Origin of the sequence: Xanthomonas hydrangeae (assembly GCF_032697525.1) — a bacterium.
GTDB lineage: Bacteria > Pseudomonadota > Gammaproteobacteria > Xanthomonadales > Xanthomonadaceae > Xanthomonas > Xanthomonas hydrangeae.
Genome location: NZ_CP103836.1, coordinates 2062748 through 2084631 on the forward strand (window position 1 = coordinate 2062748; position 21884 = coordinate 2084631).

16 protein-coding genes are annotated in these 21884 nt (G+C 65.9%); 15 read left to right on the forward strand and 1 reads right to left on the reverse strand.

What is annotated here, in order from left to right:
* Positions 1 to 53 precede the first annotated feature (53 nt).
* From NYR97_RS08560 to NYR97_RS08595, 8 genes are all read left to right on the forward strand, one after another.
* Entirely contained in the window at positions 54 to 2585 is a 2532-nt protein-coding gene (locus NYR97_RS08560) for a TonB-dependent receptor plug domain-containing protein (protein WP_316697527.1), read from the forward strand.
* A gap of 875 nt (positions 2586 to 3460) precedes the next feature.
* On the forward strand, positions 3461 to 3838 hold the full coding sequence (locus NYR97_RS08565) for a DUF3088 family protein (protein ID WP_043911156.1): 378 nt from the start codon (positions 3461 to 3463) through the stop codon (positions 3836 to 3838).
* Positions 3839 to 3950: 112 nt separating this feature from the next.
* Positions 3951 to 5009, forward strand: a complete 1059-nt coding sequence (locus NYR97_RS08570) for an MsnO8 family LLM class oxidoreductase (protein WP_316697528.1) — start codon at positions 3951 to 3953, stop codon at positions 5007 to 5009.
* A gap of 76 nt (positions 5010 to 5085) precedes the next feature.
* Positions 5086 to 6429: an LLM class flavin-dependent oxidoreductase gene (locus NYR97_RS08575; RefSeq protein WP_316697529.1), complete on the forward strand. Its 1344-nt coding sequence runs from the start codon at positions 5086 to 5088 to the stop codon at positions 6427 to 6429.
* A gap of 11 nt (positions 6430 to 6440) precedes the next feature.
* Entirely contained in the window at positions 6441 to 7658 is a 1218-nt protein-coding gene (locus tag NYR97_RS08580) for a M20 aminoacylase family protein (protein ID WP_316697530.1), read from the forward strand.
* On the forward strand, positions 7649 to 8200 hold the full coding sequence (locus NYR97_RS08585) for a GNAT family N-acetyltransferase (protein ID WP_316698113.1): 552 nt from the start codon (positions 7649 to 7651) through the stop codon (positions 8198 to 8200). Before NYR97_RS08580 ends, NYR97_RS08585 begins: the two co-directional genes overlap by 10 nt.
* Positions 8197 to 9948, forward strand: coding sequence for an amino acid ABC transporter permease/ATP-binding protein (locus NYR97_RS08590; protein WP_316697531.1), 1752 nt, complete (start codon positions 8197 to 8199; stop codon positions 9946 to 9948). The genes NYR97_RS08585 and NYR97_RS08590 overlap by 4 nt, the downstream gene beginning before the upstream one ends.
* Before the next feature lie 157 nt (positions 9949 to 10105).
* Positions 10106 to 11077 (forward strand): ABC transporter substrate-binding protein, encoded by a 972-nt coding sequence (locus NYR97_RS08595; RefSeq protein WP_316697532.1) that lies wholly within the window; start codon positions 10106 to 10108, stop codon positions 11075 to 11077.
* A 60-nt stretch (positions 11078 to 11137) separates the two neighbouring features.
* On the opposite strand, the gene NYR97_RS08600 is transcribed toward NYR97_RS08595, so the two are convergent.
* Positions 11138 to 11329 (reverse strand): hypothetical protein, encoded by a 192-nt coding sequence (locus NYR97_RS08600; RefSeq protein ID WP_316697533.1) that lies wholly within the window; start codon positions 11327 to 11329, stop codon positions 11138 to 11140.
* A 118-nt stretch (positions 11330 to 11447) separates the two neighbouring features.
* Here NYR97_RS08600 and NYR97_RS08605 point away from each other — a divergent pair, with 118 nt between their 5' ends.
* From NYR97_RS08605 to NYR97_RS08635, 7 genes are all read left to right on the forward strand, one after another.
* Complete coding sequence (locus tag NYR97_RS08605; protein ID WP_104551247.1) at positions 11448 to 12035, forward strand: RNA polymerase sigma factor; 588 nt, start codon at positions 11448 to 11450, stop codon at positions 12033 to 12035.
* Positions 12036 to 12037: 2 nt separating this feature from the next.
* On the forward strand, positions 12038 to 13039 hold the full coding sequence (locus tag NYR97_RS08610) for a FecR family protein (protein ID WP_316697534.1): 1002 nt from the start codon (positions 12038 to 12040) through the stop codon (positions 13037 to 13039).
* Between the two features lie 177 nt (positions 13040 to 13216).
* Complete coding sequence (locus NYR97_RS08615; protein WP_316697536.1) at positions 13217 to 15964, forward strand: TonB-dependent receptor domain-containing protein; 2748 nt, start codon at positions 13217 to 13219, stop codon at positions 15962 to 15964.
* 11 nt (positions 15965 to 15975) lie between these two features.
* Positions 15976 to 18111: a penicillin acylase family protein gene (locus NYR97_RS08620; RefSeq protein WP_316697537.1), complete on the forward strand. Its 2136-nt coding sequence runs from the start codon at positions 15976 to 15978 to the stop codon at positions 18109 to 18111.
* 74 nt (positions 18112 to 18185) lie between these two features.
* Entirely contained in the window at positions 18186 to 18662 is a 477-nt protein-coding gene (locus NYR97_RS08625; protein WP_316697538.1) for a hypothetical protein, read from the forward strand.
* Between the two features lie 132 nt (positions 18663 to 18794).
* A complete protein-coding gene (locus NYR97_RS08630) occupies positions 18795 to 20051 on the forward strand; it encodes a dipeptidase (RefSeq protein WP_316697539.1) in 1257 nt (418 codons plus the stop codon).
* Positions 20052 to 20557: 506 nt separating this feature from the next.
* Positions 20558 to 21868 carry an MFS transporter gene (locus NYR97_RS08635; RefSeq protein ID WP_316697541.1) on the forward strand — a complete coding sequence of 437 codons (1311 nt, stop codon included), beginning with the start codon at positions 20558 to 20560 and terminating at the stop codon, positions 21866 to 21868.
* Positions 21869 to 21884: the final 16 nt, after the last annotated feature.

Below are 21884 nucleotides of genomic sequence, written 5' to 3' on the forward strand. Positions count from 1 at the left end.
TGGCAGGCGCGCGCAACGCCTTGAATGGACGGCATCCCGTTCAAGGCACGCCAATGCGCCGATTCCGTCTGTGGCTGCTGCTCGCAGCGCCGTTGTTGTCCGATCCCGCCAATGCCGCGCCGGCCGATGCGCCTGCGGCGGCGGCCGCCACCTTGGACACGGTGCTGGTGACCGGCTCGCGCAGCAGCACGCGCACGGTCAAGAACAGTTCCACCCCGATCGATGTGGTGTCGGCGCAGGAGTTGGTGGCGACCGGGCAGGGCAATCTGCTCGACGCGCTGCAACGCACCCTGCCGTCGCTGAGCCAGGTGGGCGGCTACCAGAGCGATCAGGAAAGTCTGGTGCGCGGCTATCAGCTGCGTAACCTGTCGCCCGGCTACACCTTGGTGCTGATCAACGGCAAACGGCGCAACGCCAGCGCCTATGTCAGCGGCGCCAACGGCGGCGGCTTCCCCGGTCATGCCTGGGCCGACCTGGCGCTGATTCCGATTGCGGCGATCGACCGGGTGGAGGTCTTGCGTGATGGCGCTTCGGCGATCTATGGCTCCGATGCGATCGCCGGGGTGGTCAACATCCTGCTCAAGACCCAGGCCAGCGGTGGCAGCGCCTGGCTGGAGAGCGGCAGCAGCGATGGCGACGGCAGCCGCACCAGCGTGCGCGGCAACCTGGGGCTGCCGTGGGGCGCCGATGGCTTCGTCAATCTATCGGCCGAACGCACCCGCCAGCACAGCGCGATCCGGCCATTGACCTATCAACCGGACTATCTGAGTTATCCAGCCATCGGCGCCGATGGCAGCCTGGTCGCACTCGGCAGTTACAACAGCCTGCCGGCCGGCGCCACGCGCAATCCGGCCGAGGCCACCCGCGATGCGCAGGCCAACCGCATCTACAGTTCGGCCGATTACGCGCTGACCAGTGCGGCGGTGAATGCAGGGCGCAGCCTGGGCGATACGCTGCAGGTCTATGTCACTGGCACGGCCAGCGATCGCACTGCCAACGCGGCGCAGAACTTCCGCCAGCCGGCGACGATCTCCGGTGTCTACGATGCGGCCGGTGTACTGACGGTGTGGCCGGACGGATTCTCGCCATCGATCCAGAGCAAGGAGCAGCAGTACAACGGGACTGCAGGATTCAAAGGCGCGCTGGCCGGTTGGGACTACGACGCCAGCGTGACCTATAACCGCGACACCATCCGCACCTATACACGCGATTCGGCCAATTTCTCGCTGGCGTATCCGGGCGCACCGACCGATTTCTATGACGGTAAGGTCGATTATCTGCAGCAGCTGGCCAATCTGGACCTGCGCCGCGCCATCGCCCTGCCGGCGCTGGCTTCGCCGGTGGAGCTGAGTGCCGGGCTGGAATATCAGCACGAAGACTATCGGCGCGCTCCCGGTCAGTGGGAGTCGTACACCGGCTTCGGCGCAGCGGCCTTCATCGGGTTTGCGCCTGCCGATGCGGCAGACGCCACGCGCAACAGCAAGGCGACCTATCTGGGCGCCTCGGCCAATGTCACCGAGCACTGGTTCGTGGATGCGGCAGTGCGTTACGAAGACCATTCCGACTTCGGCGATGTCACCACCGGGCGCCTGTCCACCCGCGTGGATGTCACCGAGCGCATCGGCGTGCGTGCGACGCTCAGCAACGGCTTTCATGCACCGGGATTGGCCGCGCGCTATTACCAGGTCACCGGCAATTGCCCGTGCGGCACAACGCTGGTGGCGCAGGTGGATTCGCCGGTGGCACGCGCGCTGGGAGCGAGCGATCTGCGCCCGGAGAAAGCGCGCAACTACAGCGTGGGCGTGACCTTCGATCCGGCGCAGAACGTGCATGCGGCCTTGGATGTGTATCAGATCGACATCCGCGATCAGCTTGGGCAATCCAGCCAGATCGGTTACAACGCGCTGGATCCGGCCAACGTCGTCGACTACGGCAACAGCCCATTGAGCGCCGCGCAACAGTCCACCATCGATGGCTTGTTGGGCAGCGCCGGTATCGCCATTGCGGCGGGCGAGGCGTACTACGTGAGTTACTTCACCAACGTTGGCGACACCCGCACGCGCGGTGCGGAGCTTACGCTGGAAGCCACTCAAGACACCGACTGGGGACGTTTGCGTTACACCTATGCGGCCAACGCCGGGCGCACCGAAATCACCCAGGTGCGTAGTGTGCCGCGCGCGCTGCAAGGCTTGCCCAACATCGGTCTGCTCACCGAAACCAGCGAGTACGCGTTGCGCTATCGCTCGCCCACATACACCCAGGTGGCCGGCGTGTCGTGGAGTCAGGCACGGTGGAGCGTCAACCTCAATCTCAATTATCTGGGTCCGCTCAAGCGGCTGACCAACGGACAGAAATATCAGTTGAGCCCGGTGCTGGTGAGCAATCTCAGCGGGAGCTACACCATCGGTGGCGGTTGGAGCGTGGATGCCGGTGTGGACAACCTCGGCAACAAACGCACGCGCAAGATCCCCGAGACCGCACGCAACGCCAGCCAGCGCGCCAGCACCACCTTCACCTACGAATACGGCGATGTGCTCGGCACCGTGGGGACGTATTGGTTTGGCCGCATCAACTATCGCTTCTGACGACGTCTGCATCCGGTGTCGTTTGGATGTTCTCAAGCCGCATTGGTTGAGGGGCCTGTGGCCAAGCCGCAGAGCATTCGCCTTGCAAGAGATCTGTTCACAAGGCTCGATGACTTCAAGACACACCACAACGCAGATTTGGAGTTGTAGCGGGGTTTGTATGCAGTCAAACAACCGCTTAGGTCGAAAGCCTAGGTAGTCGAACGCGCGGTGCCCGCACCGCTTGCGGGGACACGCCGCGAACCCATACTTGGGGACCGTGTGGCGGCATCCATGCCGAAACACGGTCCCGCAAGCGGTGAGGACACCGCACCAGAGAGAGAGTCGTTTGCTTTCTTAAAAGCTTGTTGGTTGCTCGGCTTGAGTTGGAAAGTAACCAAAACCACGCTTATGCGAACAAGATGCATCGTGCATTGTTTGCACCATGCACACCGACCATCCCGACTGGTCCTTGCCCGCCCACCGTCGCGGGACCTTACGCAGCATGGATGCCGCGTAAGAGCCTACATGGACGTACTTGCGGCGTGTCCCGCGATGGTGGGCGGGCAAGGGCCCTGCAGCCAGGCCGCAGATCACCCGCTCTGTAATCAACGCACACACAGCGTCCAAATCTTCCCAAGACAACCAACACCTCAGGCTCCTGTCGCGCGCGTTCCGACGCGTGACGCGCCACACTTTTCGACTGGGTGCACGACTGGCTTATGTCGCATGCATAACCCAAAGCAGTCAGGTCATTGCCAACGGCCATTTCGCTGGCCGCATCTGACCGGACATTGTCGATTTCTGGCGCGATCTGCGCGCTGGCGGTCACTAGGCTGGAAACACCACGCATCGCCCTGGTGTCGATGCTTCCACGTAGCGAGGACGTCACCCCCATGTCTGCTTTGTCCACGTCCGATCTGTCGACGTCCAAACCGATCTTGTTGTTGCTGGAACACGATTTCGAAGATCCCAGTTTTGCCGGGCAGCGGTTTTTCTGTCGGCACGGCTTGTTGCTGGAAGGCGCGCTGTCGGGCATCGATGGATTGCGCGACCGGCTGGAAGTGCGCCGGGTCGGCTTTCCGCGGCCGCGTCGCGACGTGATCGGGCTGGTCGGCGAAAGCGATCAATCGCTGCCCAAGCTGGTGTTGCCTTCGGGTGTGCACAGCAGCCACGCAAGCGGCGAGCACGCCACACGGCAATACGTCTCCGGCAGCGAGCCGATCCTCGCCACGTTGGCGGAGTTGTACGCCATTCCTCAGCTGCATCCCTGACAACCGGCGCCAACACCTGGCGCGTCAATCGCCTCGATCGCAACGCGCGCTCACACGCAATCACCGACACGTCGCGCTGGCGGCGGTCCTCTTCTTCCAACGTGGCAGGGCAATGAGCTATCTCCTCAGCATTCTCGACAAGAGCTACATCCCCGACGGCGGTACGGCGGCGCAGGCGCTGCGCGACAGCGTGGCATTGGCGCAGCTGGCCGAAGCGCTGGGTTATCACCGTTACTGGTTTGCCGAGCATCACGCCACCACGCAACTGGCCAGCCCCGCACCGGAAGTGCTGGTGGCCTATGTGCTGGCGCAGACCGCGCGCATCCGTGTCGGGACCGGTGGGGTGATGCTGCGCCACTACGCGCCGTACAAGGTGGCCGAGCTGTTCAACCTGCTGGCCACGCTGGCGCCGGACCGTGTGGACCTGGGCGTGGGCAAGGCACCGGGCGGCTTGCCGGCCTCCACCCGCGCGCTGGCCGATGGCCGCCTGGGCACGGCAGATTTCGCGCGGCAATTGACCGATCTGGAAGGTTTTCTATCCAACACGCTGCCGGCCGAGCATCCACATGCGAGCGCCATCGCCACACCGCAACCTGCACAGGGGCCGCAGCGGTTTCTGCTTGGTGCCAGCCCGGAAAGCGCACAACTGGCAGCGCAGTTGGGGTGGCAGTTCGTCTATGCCGGTCACTTCGATGGCGACCACGCGCATATCGAACGCGCGTTCGACGCGTATCGGCGTGGCAGCAGTCTGCAGCCGTTGTTGGCGGTGGTGGCCTTTGCTGCACACACCGCCGAGGCCGCTACGCAGCAGGTCGGTGCGCTGCGGCTGTATCGCGTGCAGCTCGGTGCCGGGCAGAGCGTCAACCTGCCCAATGCGGAAGCCGCTGCCGAATACGCGCGCCAGGTTGGGGTGAGCGATTACCGGCTGGAAGAACTGCGCCCCAGCGTGCTGTCCGGTACCGCGGAGGACGTGCACGCGCAACTGGACTTGCTGCATCGCCGCTTCGGTGTGGGCGAGTTCGTCATCGATGCACCGGTGGCCGACGCGCAGGCACGCCGTACCTCGCTGGAATTGCTTGCACGCACCGCACCACACGCGGCTGCACGCAGCGGGCGCGATGCACCGGCTCGCACGGTCGCGCCGCCCATTGCCGAACACGCGTTGTCGTGATGCAGATGCCGGCGGCCAGTGCCGCACCGCGATCTATCGCACTACCGACGTTCTTCTTTCCACAAGGATTACCGCGATGAGCACTACGCCACGTCCCATTCCGTTCGGCATCATGTTGCATGGCGCCGGTGGTCATATGAATGCCTGGAAGCATCCGTCGGTGCCGGCCGATGCCAGCGTCAATCTGGCGTATTACATCGCCACCGCACGCAAGGCCGAAGCCAGCGGGATCGCGTTCGCCTTCGTCGCCGACGGGCTGTACATCAACGAGAAATCGATTCCGCATTTTCTCAATCGTTTCGAACCGATCACCATCCTGTCGGCGCTGGCCACCGCCACCACCACGATTGGCCTGGCCGGCACCTTGTCCACGTCCTACAGCGACCCGTTCACGGTGGCGCGGCAGTTCGCCTCGCTGGATCTGATCAGCGGCGGACGTGCCGGCTGGAACGTGGTGACCTCGCCGCTGGAAGGCTCGGCACGCAACTACAGCCGCGCCCATCCCGAGCATGCGCTGCGCTATCAGATCGCCGACGAATACCTGGAGGTGGTGCAGGGTTTGTGGGATTCGTGGGACGACGATGCGTTCGTGCGCGACCGCGTGGGCGGTGCCTTTTTCGATGCAGAAAAATTCCGTCGTCTCGACCACAAAGGACGTTTCTTCCAGGTCGAAGGGCCGTTGAACATCCAGCGCTCGCCGCAGGGGCAACCGGTGATCTTTCAGGCCGGCGCCTCCGATGACGGGATTGGCCTGGCCGGCAAATATGCCGATGCGGTGTTCACCCATGCGCCGTCATTGGAAGACACGCGTGCGTTTACGCAGCGAGTGAAGAATGCGGCGATCGCGCATGGCCGTAGCGCGGCCGACGTGAAGATCTTCCCCGGCATCGGGCCCATCGTCGGCAATACGGCCGAGGAGGCCGAAGCCAAGTACCAGCAGATCGCCGCACTGGCCGATATCGACGAGGCGCTGGCGTATCTGGGGCGCTTTTTTGACCACCACGATTTCAGCCAGTACGCCCTGGATGCGCCGTTCCCGGAGCTGGGCGATATCGGTGCCAACAGCTTCCGTTCCACCACCGACAAGATCAAACACGATGCGCGCACGCAGGGATTGACGCTGCGTCAGGTGGCACTGGAAGCGGTGAGCCCGCGGCCGCAGTTCATCGGCACCGGCGAGCAGGTGGCCGATGCGTTGATCCGCTGGTTCGATGCCGGCGCCAGCGATGGTTTCATCCTTGGGTTCCCGGTGCAGACGCAGGGCCTGGACGATTTCGTGGCGCAGGTGTTGCCGGTGCTGGAAGCGCGCGGCTATTTCCAACGCACGCCGCCCGGTGTGACGCTGCGCGATCACCTTGGGTTGCCATACAAGTCCAGCCGTTACGCGCCAGTGGCCGATGCCGCGCGCAAAGCCGGTTGAGGGAGCAGGCCATGTCCGTGTTGTCGGCAAGCACCCATCCGCATCCGTCCATCCGCATCGCCGCATTCGCCGAAGAAGCGATCGCGCTGCGGCATGACTTCCATCGTCATCCGGAGCTGGCGTTCGAAGAACACCGCACCAGTACGCGCATCGCCGGGCTGTTGTCGGACTGGGGCTATACCGTCACCACCGGCGTCGGTGGCACCGGTGTAGTCGGCACGCTGGTGCGCGGCAGCGGTACGCGTCGGCTCGGTCTGCGCGCCGATATCGATGCCTTGCCGATCACCGAAGACTCCGGCCTGGACTACGCCAGCGGCACGCGCGGGTTGATGCATGCCTGCGGGCATGACGGCCACACCGCGATCCTGCTGGCGGCGGCGCATTACCTGGCCAGACACGGTCGCTTCGACGGCACCTTGCAGCTGATCTTTCAGCCGGCCGAAGAAACCGGCTCGGGTGCGACGCGGATGCTGGCCGATGGTTTGTTCGAGCGCTTTCCGGTCGATGCGATCTTCGGCTTGCACAACTGGCCCGGCGTGCCGGCCGGGCGGCTGGGCTTTGTCGATGGCCCGGCGATGGCGTCGGTGGACTGGGCGGCGATCCGTGTACTCGGCAAGGGCGGACATGGCGCTGAGCCGCATACCGGGGTGGATTCGGTGCTGGTGGCCGCGCATCTGATCACCGCCCTGCAAAGCATCGTCTCGCGCAATGTGGACCCGCGCGAGATGGCGGTGATCACGGTCGGCTCGATCCACGGCGGCCAGGCCGCCAATGTGATCCCCGACAGCGTGGACTTGAAGCTCACCGTGCGCGCGTTCCTGCCGCAGGTGCGCGAGACCCTGCGCCAGCGCATTCCGGCGCTGGCTGAAGCGATTGCCGCCAGTTTCGGCGCGCAGGTGCAGATCGACTTCCCGTTGGGATTTCCCAGCGTGATCAACCACGCAGCGGAGACCGCATTCGCACGCGACACCGCCGTGGAATTGTTCGGCGCCGATGGCGTGGTAGCCGGGCTGGCGCCGCGTACCGCCAGTGAGGATTTCGCGTTCTTGCTGCAGCAGCGTCCGGGCAGTTTCTTGTTCGTCGGCAATGGCGACAGCGCCTCGCTGCACAGCCCGCGCTACGTGTTCAACGATGCGGTGATCGCACCGGCCGCCAGCTACTGGGCGCGGCTGACCGAGCGCTTTCTCAGTGCAGATTCCGACATCGATGCAAAGCGGGCATCGGCATGAGCGAGCAGTTCCTCTACACCTCCGTGCACGACCCGCGCGCGCAGCCGCTGTTCGATGGCCTGGAGCGCGAATACAGCAACCGCTATCGCGATGTGATCGGCCGCATCGGCGGCAGTGCGCGCGATGAGTTGCTGCGTTATCCGGCCGAAGCCTTCGCCTCGCCGCACGGTGCCTTCGTGCTGTTGCTGCGCGATGGTCAGACCATCGGCGGTGGTGCCTTCATGCGGCACCCCGATGCCGACACCGCCGAGTTCAAGCGCATCTGGACGCGCGAGGATCTACGTCGCCAGGGCATCGCGCGGCGCGTGCTGGTAGAGCTGGAAGCCCAAGCGATACGACAAGGGTATCGGCGCGTGTATCTCACCACCGGCTTTCGCCAACCCGAGGCGGTGCATCTGTATCTGACCCACGGCTACGCCGCGCTGTACGACCAGCAGGCCGATCCGGAAACCGTGCTGCACCTGCCGTTCGAAAAGCACTTGCCGGTGCCGCTGCCGGTGCGTGCGCTGCGGCCTTCTTCCCTTTCGACACAGACGCCATGAGCAGTCAAACCCTCCCCGAACTCGACCGCCGCACCGCCGCAGCCACGCGCGCGCAACGCAGCGCACCGCGCATCGTGCCGGCCCGGCATCCGTTGCAGACCGGCGGCACGCTGGTGGCGATCCTGCTGATCCTGGCGGTGCTGCAATCGGTGCTCGGCAACCCACGCTGGGGCTGGGACGTATTTGCCGAATGGTTCTTCGCCGAGCCGGTGCTGGCCGGGCTTGGCCGCACGCTTTTGCTGACTGCACTGGGCACGCTGTTCGGCTTTGTGCTGGGCACCTTGCTTGCCCTGGCGCGCGTGTCCGGGTCGCCGTTGCTGGCCGGCGTGTCGTGGGGCTATGTGTGGTTGTTCCGCTCGATCCCGCTGCTGGTGCTGCTGTTGCTGCTCAACAACCTGGGCTATCTCTACGCCACCATCAGTCTCGATGTGCCGTTCACCGGCATCACGCTGTTCTCGTACCCCACCACCGAGTTGATCAGCCAGTTCGCTGCGGCAGTGCTGGGCCTGTCGTTGAATCAGGCCGCGTTTTCGGCGGAGATCATCCGCGGCGGCATTCTGTCGGTGGATCAGGGCCAGTTCGAAGCCTCTGCGGCGTTGGGCCTGCCGCGCGTGCGGCAGATCCGCCGCATCGTGCTGCCGCAGGCGATGCGCACCATTTTGCCGGGCGCCTTCAACGATGTGATCAATCTCGCCAAGGGCACCTCGGTGGTCTACATCCTGGCGCTGCCGGAGCTGTTCTACACCATCCAGGTGATCTACCGGCGCAACCTGGATGTGGTGCCGCTGCTGATGGTGGCCACGGTGTGGTACCTGGTGATTCTCACCCTGTTGTCGTTGCTGCAGGCGCAGGTGGAACGTCGCTTTGCATGGGGTGCATTGCGCGAGTTGCCTGCGCGTCGCCGTGGCTGGTGGCAGCGGTCGGCACCAGCACCCACGCCGCCGATGGTGGCGATGGACGCAGTCGCCGATGCGGTCGCGGTAGGGCGGGGTGCGGTGGTCAGGATTCAGGGCGTGACCAAGCATTACGGCGAGCAGCGCGTGCTCGATGCGGTGGATCTGGAGCTGCCGGCCGGCAGCGTCACCGCCATCATCGGCCCGTCCGGGGCGGGCAAGTCCACCTTGCTGCGCACCATCAATCATCTGGAACGCGTGGATGCCGGGCATGTCACCGTCGATGGCGAATTGATCGGCTATCGCCGCGTCGGCGACAGCCTGCACGAACTGCGCGAAGCGGAGATCCGCCGCCGCCGCGCCGACATCGGCATGGTGTTTCAGAACTTCAACCTGTTCCCGCATCTGACCGCGCTGGAGAATGTGATGGAAGCGCCGATCGCGGTGCGCGGCATCGCGCCCGAACAGGCGCACCTGCAGGCGCAGGCATTGCTCGCCCGTGTGGGCCTGGGCGACAAGCTGGATGCGTATCCGCGTCAGCTCTCCGGTGGGCAGCAGCAACGCGTGGCGATCGCGCGTGCGTTGGCGCTGCGGCCGAAGGTGCTGTTGTTCGACGAACCCACCTCCGCCCTGGACCCGGAGCTGGTCAACGAAGTGCTGGAGGTCATCGAAGAACTGGCGCGCTCGGGCACCACGCTGGTGATCGTCACCCACGAGATCGGCTTTGCGCGCCGCGTGGCCGACAGCGTGGTGTTCATGGAACACGGCCGGGTGGTCGAAGCCGCGCCACCGGAGCGTTTGTTCCGCGCGCCGGCACATCCGCGCACCGCCGAGTTCCTGGCCAAGGTGCTGTGAGGGTGCGTCGGGGCCTGACGGCGCCAAGCCATCCCGCGACGATGACGGCTACTTCGCGCCACGCGCCTGCACGCGCGATGTGTCCAGGCGTGTCCGTTCACAACAAGTCCGCTCACAGCACGCGCTTTTCAAGCAGCACTTTCCCAAGGATGCCCGTATGACCCACTCCCCCGCGTCGCGCCGCCGCCTGTTCAACATCGCCGCCATCGTTGTGGTGCTGGCGATCGGCATCGCGGCGATCCTGTTGACGCGCAAGCCGGCCAATGAAGCGCAAGCCACCACGCGCAAACCCGCCGCCGCCGAACTGCCGCCGCTGCAGGCACCGCCGGACCAGGCCGCGATCGCCTTGCTGCCGGCCGGCCATCGCTTCGTCAAACCCGGCGCGCTGACCGTGGCCACCGTGGCGGCAGCGTTGCCGCTGGGCGATTACGCCGCCGATGGCAAGCAGGTGATCGGCGTGGAGCCGGACATCGCGCGTCTGGTCGCAACCGCGCTGGGGCTGCAATTGAATCTGGTGCCGGTGGCATGGGCGGATTGGCCGCTGGGGCTGGAATCGGGCAAGTACGACGCGGTGATCGCCAATGTCACCGTCACGGAATTGCGCAAGCAGAAGTTCGATTTTTCCAGCTACCGCTACGACCTGCTTGGCATCTACACGCGCAGCGATGGGCCGATCAAACAGATCACCCAACCCAGCGACGTGGCCGGTTTGAAGGTGGTGGTGGGCGCCAGCACCAACCAGGACCAGATCCTGCGCCACTGGAATGCGCGCAATGTCGCGGCGGGACTGAAACCGGTGGAGTTTCAGTATTTCGACGATGCGGTGGTGGGGCGGTTGGCGGTGATCACCGGGCGCGCCGATGTCTCGTTCGAGCCCAATGCCACCGGCGCCTATGCCGCGCGCGACGGCAAGGTGCGCCGGGTAGGGTTGTTCCCCGGTGGGTGGCCGCAGGCGGCGGCCATTTCGGTGACCACGCGCAAGGGCAGCGGCCTGGCCGAGGCGATCACCCAGGCAATCAACGCGCAGATCGACAGCGGCCTGTATGCCAAGGCATTGGCGCGCTGGAATCTGGCCGAGGAAGCGGTGCCGCGTTCGCAGACCAATCCGCCGGGGCTGGGCGAGTTGTAGCGCGCGCCGCGTGCCTGGCGGCGGGCGCACAGCGGCTGCAAAACGCAGCGGTTTCAGGTTTTAGGTTCGGCGTGGCTGCGCACCTTGTACGTGGCGCATGCCGGCACGCGCGCGATCGCGTGGCCGTCGCCCCGCATCGCGCTGCAACGCACGCAGCGTGGCCGGCCTGGCAGACAGGGCGTACAGCCAGCCGCACACGCCCCAATCGCTGCGCGGGTAGCGCCACAACGCCACCCCACCCGTCGGACGCAATGGCGGATCCGCGCCGCTGATCCATCGTTGAGATGGGAGCAGGGGATCGGCTCGACACTCGGAGAATGCAATGACGTCCTCACCCCAGCGTGCTGGCACCGCACAGGCCGCGCCCTAGATGCCGGCCATCGATTCCCAGCGCGCCGCCTGGCTGGCGACGCAGATCCTGCCGCATGAGCCGGCGCTGCGGCGCTGGCTACGCAAGCACGCCCCCGGCACCGTCGATTGCGACGATGTGATCCAGGAGACCTACGCCATCCTGGCCGGGCTGGGCGAGGTGGGCCATATCGCCAACCCGCGCGCCTATCTGTTCACCGCCGCGCAGTCGGTGCTGTTGCAGCAGGTGCGCCGCGCCAGGATCGTTTCGATCGAAAGCGTGGCGGAAATCGAGCGCCTGGACATCACACAGGACGAGCGCTCACCCGAGCGCCACGCCATTGCCGGTCAGGAGCTGCGCCGCATCGGCGAAGCGCTGTCGGCACTGCCGGACAAATGCCGCCAGGTATTTCTGCTGCGCAAGGTCGATGGACTATCGCAGCGCGAGATCGCCGCGCGGCTCGGAATCAGCGAGAACACCGTGGAAAAACACATCGTGAAGGGATTGCGTTTGCTGATGGCCCGCATGGGCCGCACCCGCGTCTCCGCACCGGCCGCCGTCCACGACGCGCAGGCCACACGCTTGGCCGACCCGCAGCGTGGCACCTGAGCATGCGCACCATCGACGACATTGCCGCCGCCTGGGTGGGACGCGAGGACGGCGACCGGCTCACGCCGGCCGAGTGCGCGCAGCGCGACCGTTGGCTGGCCGCAGACGTGCGCCATCGCGGGGCGTATGCGCGTGCGCATGCGGTGCATCTGCACTTCGATCGCGCGCGTGCGTTGGGGCAGGGCTTCGCAGTACAGACCCAGGCCAGGCGCGTGCATGCGCGCCGACGCGGTGCCTGGTTGGCCGCGCTCGCAGCCAGCGTGGTCGCCGCAGCCAGCGGCATGCTGGCGCTGCAGCAACCCATGCGCATGAATCGCACGCCCAGTGAGGCCATGGCGGGCAGTGGCACACCCGGTAGCGGCCATCACCTCACCCGCATCGGCGAGGTGCTGCGCCTGCCATTGGCAGACGGCTCGGCGGTGACGCTCAACTCCGGCTCGGAAGTAGTGGTGGAGTACCGCGCCGACCGGCGTCAGATCCAGCTGCTGCGTGGCGAGGCCTTGTTCGATGTGGCCAAGGATCGCCATCGCCCGTTCGTGGTGATGGCGGCCGGCTCGCAAGTGCGTGCGGTCGGCACCAGCTTCAGCGTGCGCCGCCGCCAGGACGATGCAGTCAAGGTCCTCGTGCGCGAAGGCACCGTCGAAGTGGATGCCGACCAGCGCGCACCGCAACGGGTGGCAGCCAACATGCTGGCGATGGTCAGCCCGACGCGGGCAGTGCAGCTGCAGCCGCTGGATGCGCAACGCGTGCAGCAGTTGCTGGTCTGGCGCGACGGCATGATTGCCTTCGATGGCGACACGCTGGCGCAGGCCGCTGCCGAATTCGCCCGCTACAACGACATGCGCATCCTGATCGACGACCCCGCCGTAGCGCGACGCACCGTGGTCGGCCTGTATTCGGCCAACGATCCGGAAGGCTTCGCACGCGCTGTCGCACTGAGCATGGGCCTGCAGATCGAACACACCCGTGGCGGCATCCATCTGCGCAGCGCAATCGCGCAGTGATGCCCATCGATCTGCAGCCAGGCCGCCAGCACCTGCGATGTCGATGGCGATGTCGATGGCGGAAAGGCGGCGGCTGCGCATCCAACCGCATGCGAGCAAGACAACAACGGTGACGACGACCAGACAGCGGCGCACACGCGTCAGCGGAGACCAGTGATGCAGACAGCAACAAGGCGTTTGAGCAAGGCAATCGCGGCGGCAACCGCAATGATGGCAGCGGGACATGCGTTGGCAGCGTCACCGCAGGGGCGCACGTTCTCGCTACCGGAGGGCAATGCGGTGGCGGCATTACCCGAATTCGCGCGGCAGGCCGGCGTGCAGATCGTGGCGCCGGGCGAGTATCTGCAGCAGGTGCGCACCCCGGCCGTGCAGGGCACGCTGGAATCGCGCGTGGCACTGCGGCAATTACTGGCCGGCACCGGCTTGAGCGTGGTCGAAGACGATGGCGAACGCATCACCCTGGCCTCGGCGCAGCCGATGACGGCCGCCTTGCACGGCCAACCCGGCGTGGGCTATGCACAAGTGGACGCACCCGCCGCGGCGCCGCCCGCAGATGCCGCAGTCGGCAACCTGGATGCGGTGGTGGTCACCGGCGCACGCGGCGTGCAGCGCACCGTCACCGAAAGTCCCACCCCGATCGATGTGATCGGCGCGGCGGAACTGGAAAAGACCGGGCGCCCGGGCCTGCTGGCGGCGCTCAACGATCTGGTGCCCTCGTTCAATGCGCCGGCCAAATCCGGCAACGGCACCTCGTATGTGATCGCCACCGGCGGCTTGCGCGGGCTCAATCCGGATCACACCCTGGTGCTGGTCAACGGCAAGCGCCGCCATCGCACCGCCAGCATCAACATCGCCGGCATCGTCGGGCGCGGTTCGGTGCCGGTGGACATGAGCCTGATCCCGGTCTCGGCGGTGGATCACATCGAGGTGCTGCGCGACGGCGCCGCCGCGCAGTACGGCTCGGACGCAATCGCCGGCGTCATCAACATCCTGCTCAAATCCGATGCCGACGGCGGCAAGGCCGACATCCTGTGGGGGCAGAACATCGACCGCGCCGATGGCGACAGCAGCAGCGCCAGCATCGGCAAGGGCCTGGCACTGGGCATCGACGGCTTCGTCTATCTGGCCGCCGACGCCCGCTATCAACAGACCTCCAACCGCGCGGTGCCGGTGGCCGACGACTACCGGCTGTACTACCCGGTCAACGGCCAGCCGGACCCGCGCGAGGCCAGCGCCGACCGGTTGATCACGCGCAACTTCGGCCAGCCCTGGCAGAAGGGCGCCAACCTGTCCTACAACGCCGAACTCGGCCTGGGCGGCGACCTGCGCGGGTATTCCTATGCCACTTACAGCCGCCGCCTGAGCGACCTGGAATGGTCGTTTCGCAATCCCAACGCCAACAACACCCTGCAGGAGATCTATCCGGACGGGTACAGCCCGCGCCTGCGCATCGACGAGACCGACTACGAGTTCACTGCCGGCATCAAGGGCCTGTGGGGCCAGTGGGATTGGGACCTGGCCACCAGCTACGGCAGCAACGCCTCCGAACGCGACGGGCTGCACACGCTCAATGCCAGCCTGGGGCCAACCAGCCCCACCGAGTTCTATCTAGGCCAGCTGACCTCCACCGACTGGACCACCAGCCTGGACATCACCCGCGGCCTGCAGCTGGCCGAGCGTCCGTTGCAGGTGTCGCTGGGCGTGCAGCATCGCTACGAAAAATACGAGATCCAGGCCGGCGAACCGGCGGCGTATGCGGCCGGCAGCTACGTGTTTCCGGCCGGCCATCCGCGTGCCGGGCAGGCGCCGCCGCCCGGCGCGCAGGGCGCGATCACCTTCCAGCCCGACGAAGCCGGCAGCCTGGATCGCAACAGCGGCGCGGCCTATGTCGACCTGACCTGGGACGTGGCCGACAGCGTGTCGCTGGGCCTGGCCGGACGCTACGAGCGCTTCGACGATTCGGCAGGCGACACCGCGGTGGGCAAGTTCACCGCGCGCTGGGCCATCACCCCCAGCTTCGCGTTGCGTGGCGCGGCCAGCACCGGCTTCCGCGCGCCTGCCCTGGCGCAGGCCCTGTATGCGGCCACCAACAGCAGCTGGCGCACGCTGGACAACGGCGATCGCGAGTTGTTCCTGGCCAAGACGCTGCCGGTGGATTCCCCGGCAGCGCTGGCACTGGGGGCCGAACCGCTGAAGCCGGAAGAATCCACCAACGCCAGCATCGGCTTCACCTACAACCCCACGCGCGCGCTCAGCCTCACCGTGGATGCCTACCGCATCGATCTGGACGACCGCATCGGCATGACCGGCTACATCACCGGTGCGGCGATCACCGACCTGCTCACCCGCGCCGGCGTGTCCGGCGTCGACAGCGCGCAGTACTTCACCAACGCCATCGACACCCGCACCGACGGCGTGGACGTGGTGGCGACCTGGCGCATGGAGGCCGGCGACTGGGGCCGGGTCAACTGGAACCTGGGCTACAACTACAACAAAACCGACATCACCCGCATCGCCGACAACCCGGCCGCACTGGACTTGCTGGGCGCCGGCTACGAACTGTTCGACCGTGCCTCGCGCGGCTATCTGTCGCGCACTCCGCGCAGCAAGGTGTTGCTGGGCGGCAACTGGGTGATCGGCGACTTCGCGCTCAACGTGCGCGTCAACCGCTTCGGCAGTTTCGATGTGCTGGAGAACAACCCGGCCAACGACGAACACGTGCCGGCCAAATGGATCACCGATCTGGAAGCGTCCTACGCACTGTCCGGGCGCATCACCTGGACGCTGGGCGCCAACAACCTGTTCAACCAATACCCGAACAACATCGGCGCGGTCGCCAGCACCGGCAGCGGTTTCTATGTGACCAGCGTGCCGTACGGCTTCACCGGCGGGTCCTATTACACCAAGTTGACCTACACCTTTTGAGGAGTGATCCAGTGCCGCGACTTTCCTTGATGCGGGCGCCTGCGCGCAGCGCTTTCACTTACGCAGGACTGCTGCTGATCGCGTTGGCGAGCGCCCCGATCGCGGCGCTGGCAAGCAGTGGTAAAGACACCGGCGAGATCCTGTGGGACCGCTACGGCGTGCCGCATGTCTATGCCAGGACCGAAGCCGGCACCTTCTACGGCTTCGGTTGGGCACAGACCCACAGCCACGGCAATTTGCTGCTGCATCTCTACGGCGAAGCGCGCGGCCGCGCCGCCGAATACTGGGGCGACAAATACATCGAACAGGATCGCTGGCTGGCCAGCAACGATGTCTACGCACGCGCGCAGCAGTGGTACCGGCAGCAGGATCCGGGCTTTCGCGCCGATCTGGATGCATTCGCACAGGGCATCAACGACTACGCCGCCGCACACCCGGAGGCGCTGGATGCCGAGGTCAAAGTGGTGCTGCCGATCACCGGCGTGGACGTGGTGGCGCATGCGCACCGGCTGATGAATTACGTCTACATCGCCTCGCCTGCAAAAGTGCTGGGCGAGCCGCCCAAGGACGGCCAGGCCCGCGATGGGTCCAATGCCTGGGCGCTGATGCCAAAGAAAACCCGCGACGGCCACGCCATGCTGCTGGCCAACCCGCATCTGCCGTGGGGCAGCGGCTTTTTCACCTACTACGAAGCGCATCTCAACGGGCCGGGTGTGGATCTGTACGGCGCCACTCAGGTCGGCCTGCCGATCCTGCGTTTCGGTTTCAACAAGCAGCTGGGTTTCACCAATACGGTGAACACGCTGCTGGGCCAGACCACCTACAAACTCAGCTTGTCGGGCGATGGCTATCTGCTGGACGGCAAGGTGCTGCCGTTCAAGCGTGAAACCAAAACGCTGAAGGTTCGTCAGGCCGATGGCTCGCTGAAGGAAGAAACGCTGCAAGTGCGGCATGCGATGCAGGGCCCGGTGTTCGAGCGTTACGACGGCAGCACCGTGGCGCTGCGTGTGGCCGGCCTGGATCGCCCCGACATGCTCAAGCAGTACTGGGACATGGGCAAGGCGCAGGACTTCGCGCAGTTCCAGCGCGCGCTGAAACAGCTGCAGGTGCCGATGTTCAACATCGTCTATGCCGACAAGGCCGGCAACGTGCTGTTTCTCGACAACGGCATCCTGCCCAAGCATGCGCAGGGCGATCTGAAGTACTGGAGCGGGCTGGTGCCGGGCGATACCGCGTCCACGTTGTGGAGCGAGGTACACGGCTACGACGAGCTGCCCAAGGTGATCAACCCGGCCGGCGGTTTCGTGCAGAACACCAACGACCCGCCGTGGCTGGCGAGCTGGCCGCGTGTGCTGGAACCGAGCGCCTTCCCCGCGTATGTCGCACCGGTCGGGCCGATGTCGTTGCGTGCGCAGAATTCGGTAAAGATGCTGGCCGAGCACGACAGTATCGACTTCGATCAGCTGGTCGCGCTCAAGCGCACGGCTCATGCGTTGGCGGCCGATCGCACGTTGCCGCAGCTGTATGCCGCTGCCGCAAATAGCACCGACCCGGACATTCTCGCCGCGATCAAGGTGCTCAAGGCCTGGGACCGCCACTTCGAAGCCGACAGCAGCGGCGCGTTGCTGTTCGAGGAATGGGCGCGGCTGTTCACCGGCGATGCGCGCTATCTCTCGCAGGCCGGCTACGCCACGCCGTGGTCGCTGGACGCTCCGCTGACCACGCCCAGCGGCCTGAAGGACCCGGCGCTGGCGCTGCGCCAGCTCAAGCAGGCCGTTGCCAGCACCAGACAGACCTATGGCGCCATCGACCGGCCGTACGGCGAAGTGTCGCGCTTCCATCTGGGCGCTGTCGATGTGCCCGGGCGCGGTGGTTTCGGCAATCTCGGCGCCTTCGACGTGATCACCTGGAACCCGCCCAACGCCGCCGGCCAGCGCCTGCCGCAGCACGGCGAAACCTGGGTGTCGCTGGTGGAGTTTTCCACGCCCATCAAGGCCAAGGGCTTGATGAGTTACGGCAATGCCAGCCAGCCCGGTTCACCGCACATCAGCGACCAACTCGAATTGCTGTCCAAGGGCGAGTTCCGCACCTTGTGGACCACGCGCGAGCAGGTCGAACAGCATCTGGAATCGCGCACCGACTTCTGATGCCCACCTTCCGACGATCGCCCCCCTCCAAGCAGCTACCCCACCGCACCGCCCAACATCCCAGGACACCGCCCATGCGCATCTTTCTGACCGCCGCCTTGTTCGCCGTCTCGGCGTTGACTGCCACGTTCGCCGCATCGGCGGCCGATCCGCACGACGGCGCCTGGACCCTGGTGGAATCCAAATCCAACTGGAGCGACGGCAAGTTTCCCAAGGGCATGCGGTTGACCATCAACGTGCAGTTCTCCGACAACCGGATCGAATACCACTCCATCAACACCACCCGCCCGGACACGCCGTACAAGGTCGATTACGTCACCACGCTGGATGGCAAACCCAGCCCGCTCAACGAGCAGGCGCGCTTCAACCAGATCGCGGTGAGCAAGACCGGCGCCGACACCTACCAGATCCTCAAGCTGAAGGACGACGACGTGATCGTCGGCGAGTTCTGGACGTTCTCTGCAGATGGCAAGACGCTGATCCGCAATGGCGTGGGCAAGTCGCCGGAAGGCAAATCCAAGGCCTATCACGAGTTCTTCGAGCGCAAGTGACGCGTTGGTGCGTGGTCGCAGGCGCTGATGTCTGCCACTGCGCATCGCGGCGCCCCGCGCCCGCGTTCTGCGCAGATATCGGCCGATCCCTGCGCGGCTATGATCGATTCCCCCCACCTTCTGCGAGCTGTCATGACCCTGCACCGCCTGTGCACCGCCATCTTCCTGAGTCTGGCCGTGGCCGCACCCAGCCACGCGCTGGAGTTTTCCAAGGCCGAGCTGGCGCGCGCCACCGCCTTGCAACAGCGTCTGGTCACGCTGGATTCGCATCTGGATACGCCGGCCAATCTGGAGCGCCCCGACTTCGACGTCTTGCAGGCGCATGCCGGCAACCGGCTGTCGCAGGTGGACTACCCACGCATGGTCGCAGGCGCGCTCGATGGCGGCTTCTGGGCGGTCTATACCGGGCAGGGCGATCGCAGTGCGGCGGCGCATTTGCGCGACCGCGATGCCGGCCTGCAGCGGCTGTTGAAGATTCACACCCTGCTGGCCGCGCAACCGCAGCAGTTTGCCTTCGCCACCACGCCTGCCGATGCCGCGCGCATCAAGGTCGCTGGCAAGCGCGTGGTGTACATCAGCATGGAAAACGCCAGCCCGCTGGTTGCCGACCCCACGCTGCTGAGCTTCTATTACGCGCAAGGCCTGCGCCTGATGAGCACCGTGCACTTTCTCAACAACGAGTTCGCCGACTCGGCCACCGACCCCAAGGGGCCGGAGTGGAAGGGCTTGAGCCCGGCCGGCAAGCAACTGGTGCAGCAGGCGCAGGCGCTGGGCATCGTGATCGATCAATCGCATGCCTCCGATGCGATGTTCGATCAGTTGATTGCGCTATCGCCGGTGCCGATCGTGCTCTCGCACAGCGGAGCGCGTGCGGTCTTCAACCATCCGCGCAATATCGACGACGCGCGCTTGAAGGTGTTGGCCCAGCACGGCGGTGTGATCCAGGTGAACTCCTACGGCGGCTATCTGGTCGACAGCGGCGCCAGCCCCGAGCGCAAGGCCGCCGAAAAGGCGTTGACCGACCAGTACGGCGGTTGGGAACACGTCAAGATCGCCGACGGCACCGCCCTGAGCGCCGCACTCAAGGAGCTGGATACGCGTTACCCGATCAAGCGCGCCACCGAGGAGGATTTCTTCGCCCATCTGGAGCACGTGCTCAAGGTGGTCGGGCCTGAGCACGTGGGCATCGGCATGGACTGGGACGGCGGCGGTGGCGTGGTCGGGCTGGAAGATGTCTCCAAGCTCCCGCGCATCACCGCCTGGCTGCTGCGCAAGGGCTACACCGAACAGCAGATCGCCGGCATCTGGGGCGGCAACCTGTTGCGGGTGATGGGCCAGGCGCAGGCGTATGCGGCGGGGAATCGGGAATCGGGAGTGGGGAATCGGTAGAGCGGCTGGCGCTTGTGCCGTGATTTGGGAGTCGGGAGTCGCAGAGGCAAGACGGTCCATCGTGCGGGGGAGGGGACCGGGTGCTGCGTCGGCCTGGCGGTGGGTCGCCGGCTTGGTCGTGGGGGTGCAGGGATGTGGTGGAGGCGCGTTGCCGCTGCGGGCTTCTCGCCGAACTGTCTGATCGGGTGACCTGGAAGCGCCAGCGTTAGCTGTCAGCCGGGTGGTCACGTGGCGGGGTGGCCGTCATAGCATCGGGGCAGCGGGCTTGAGTCAGCCAGCCTTGCGCCAGCAGCATGGTCGCCGTGGCGCTCCGAGCCCGGCACATGCCGAGAGGCTTGATGCGGATTTGGGCATTTGCACAAAAATCAGCGCCCACCTGCCCATAGACAGGCAGCATCCTGACGATGCTTCCGGGAAAAAGCTCCAACTAGAATGCGCCGACCCCTGTGTGGTGCCGATGCCAGCGCACTGCGCACCGGTGGGCCCACCGACTGCTGGAGCGTGCGATGACCCAAGCCACCCGGCCCCTGCCGCCCCCCGACGGCATGCGCCCGACCTACCGCAAGATCCTGTGGCGGCTGATCCCTTTCCTGTTCGTCTGCTACCTGTTCAATTACCTGGACCGGGTCAACGTCGGCTTCGCCAAATTGCAGATGCTGGGCGATCTGGGCATGAGCGAGACCGTGTACGGGCTGGGCGCGGGCATCTTCTTCATCGGCTATCTTGCCTGCGGGGTGCCGAGCAATCTGATCCTGCAGCGCATCGGCGCGCGCCGCTGGGTGGCGATCATGATGGTCAGCTGGGGCCTGCTCTCCACCTGCCTGATGTTCGTGCGCACGCCGGCCGGCTTCTACACCCTGCGCCTGCTCACCGGCGCGGCCGAAGCCGGCTTTTTCCCCGGCATCGTGCTGTATCTGACGCGCTGGTTTCCGCGCGCCCAGCATGGCCGGGTCATGACCGTCTTCATGTCGGCCATCCCGATCTCCGGCGTGCTGGGCGGGCCGTTGTCGGGCTGGATCCTCAGCCACTTTTCGGCCGGGCAGGGCGGTCTGGCCGGCTGGCAATGGATGTTTCTGCTGCAAGGCCTGCCCACGGTGCTGCTGGGCATCGGGGTGTGGTTCCTGCTCAGCGATGGCGTGCAGCAGGCGACCTGGCTGGATGCGCAGCAGAAACAGGCACTGACCCGCGCGCTGGCAGACGACGAAGCACGCAAGCCGGCCGGCGCCTCCACCTCGCTGGGCGCAGTGCTGCGCAACCCGGCGGTGTGGATGCTGGGCACGGTGTACTTCTGCATCCAGAGCGGGGTGTATGCGATCAACTTCTGGCTGCCCTCGATCATCCAGGGCAGCGGCGTCACCGACCCGACCCGGATCGGTCTGATGAGCGCCATCCCGTACCTGGCCGCGGCGGTGTTCATGGTGTTGATGGGCCGCTCGGCCGACCGCCGCGGCGAGCGTCGCTGGCATCTGGTGATCCCGTTGCTGATGGGCGCGGCGGGGCTGTGCATCGCCGCCAGCGTCACCGACAACCTGGCGCTGGCCCTGTTCGGCATGACCCTGGCCACGATGGGCGCGGTCAGCGGGCTGCCGCTGTTCTGGCCGTTGACCAACGGTTTTCTCACCGCCGCCGCTGCGGCCGGCGGGCTGGCGCTGATCAACTCCACCGGCCAGGTCGCCGGCTTCGTCAGCCCGTATCTGGTGGGCTGGATCAAGGACACCACCCACAGCACCGAGCTGGCGCTGTACGTCCTGGCCGGCGCCATGCTGCTGGGCGCCGCGCTGGTGCTGCGGGTGCCGGCGCGCGCGGTGAACCAGTGATGCGTCCATTCAAGCG

What these genes read in the sequence shown, in the direction of transcription:
- NYR97_RS08560 (WP_316697527.1), top strand. Translation starts at nt 54, where the DNA reads ATGCGCCGATTCCGTCTGTGGCTGCTGCTCGCAGCGCCGTTGTTGTCC.
- NYR97_RS08590 (WP_316697531.1), top strand. Translation starts at nt 8,197, where the DNA reads ATGAGCAGTCAAACCCTCCCCGAACTCGACCGCCGCACCGCCGCAGCC.
- NYR97_RS08610 (WP_316697534.1), top strand. Translation starts at nt 12,038, where the DNA reads ATGCGCACCATCGACGACATTGCCGCCGCCTGGGTGGGACGCGAGGAC.
- NYR97_RS08635 (WP_316697541.1), top strand. Translation starts at nt 20,558, where the DNA reads ATGACCCAAGCCACCCGGCCCCTGCCGCCCCCCGACGGCATGCGCCCG.
- NYR97_RS08605 (WP_104551247.1), top strand. Translation starts at nt 11,448, where the DNA reads ATGCCGGCCATCGATTCCCAGCGCGCCGCCTGGCTGGCGACGCAGATC.
- NYR97_RS08595 (WP_316697532.1), top strand. Translation starts at nt 10,106, where the DNA reads ATGACCCACTCCCCCGCGTCGCGCCGCCGCCTGTTCAACATCGCCGCC.
- NYR97_RS08565 (WP_043911156.1), top strand. Translation starts at nt 3,461, where the DNA reads ATGTCTGCTTTGTCCACGTCCGATCTGTCGACGTCCAAACCGATCTTG.
- NYR97_RS08630 (WP_316697539.1), top strand. Translation starts at nt 18,795, where the DNA reads ATGACCCTGCACCGCCTGTGCACCGCCATCTTCCTGAGTCTGGCCGTG.
- NYR97_RS08580 (WP_316697530.1), top strand. Translation starts at nt 6,441, where the DNA reads ATGTCCGTGTTGTCGGCAAGCACCCATCCGCATCCGTCCATCCGCATC.
- NYR97_RS08575 (WP_316697529.1), top strand. Translation starts at nt 5,086, where the DNA reads ATGAGCACTACGCCACGTCCCATTCCGTTCGGCATCATGTTGCATGGC.
- NYR97_RS08625 (WP_316697538.1), top strand. Translation starts at nt 18,186, where the DNA reads ATGCGCATCTTTCTGACCGCCGCCTTGTTCGCCGTCTCGGCGTTGACT.
- NYR97_RS08570 (WP_316697528.1), top strand. Translation starts at nt 3,951, where the DNA reads ATGAGCTATCTCCTCAGCATTCTCGACAAGAGCTACATCCCCGACGGC.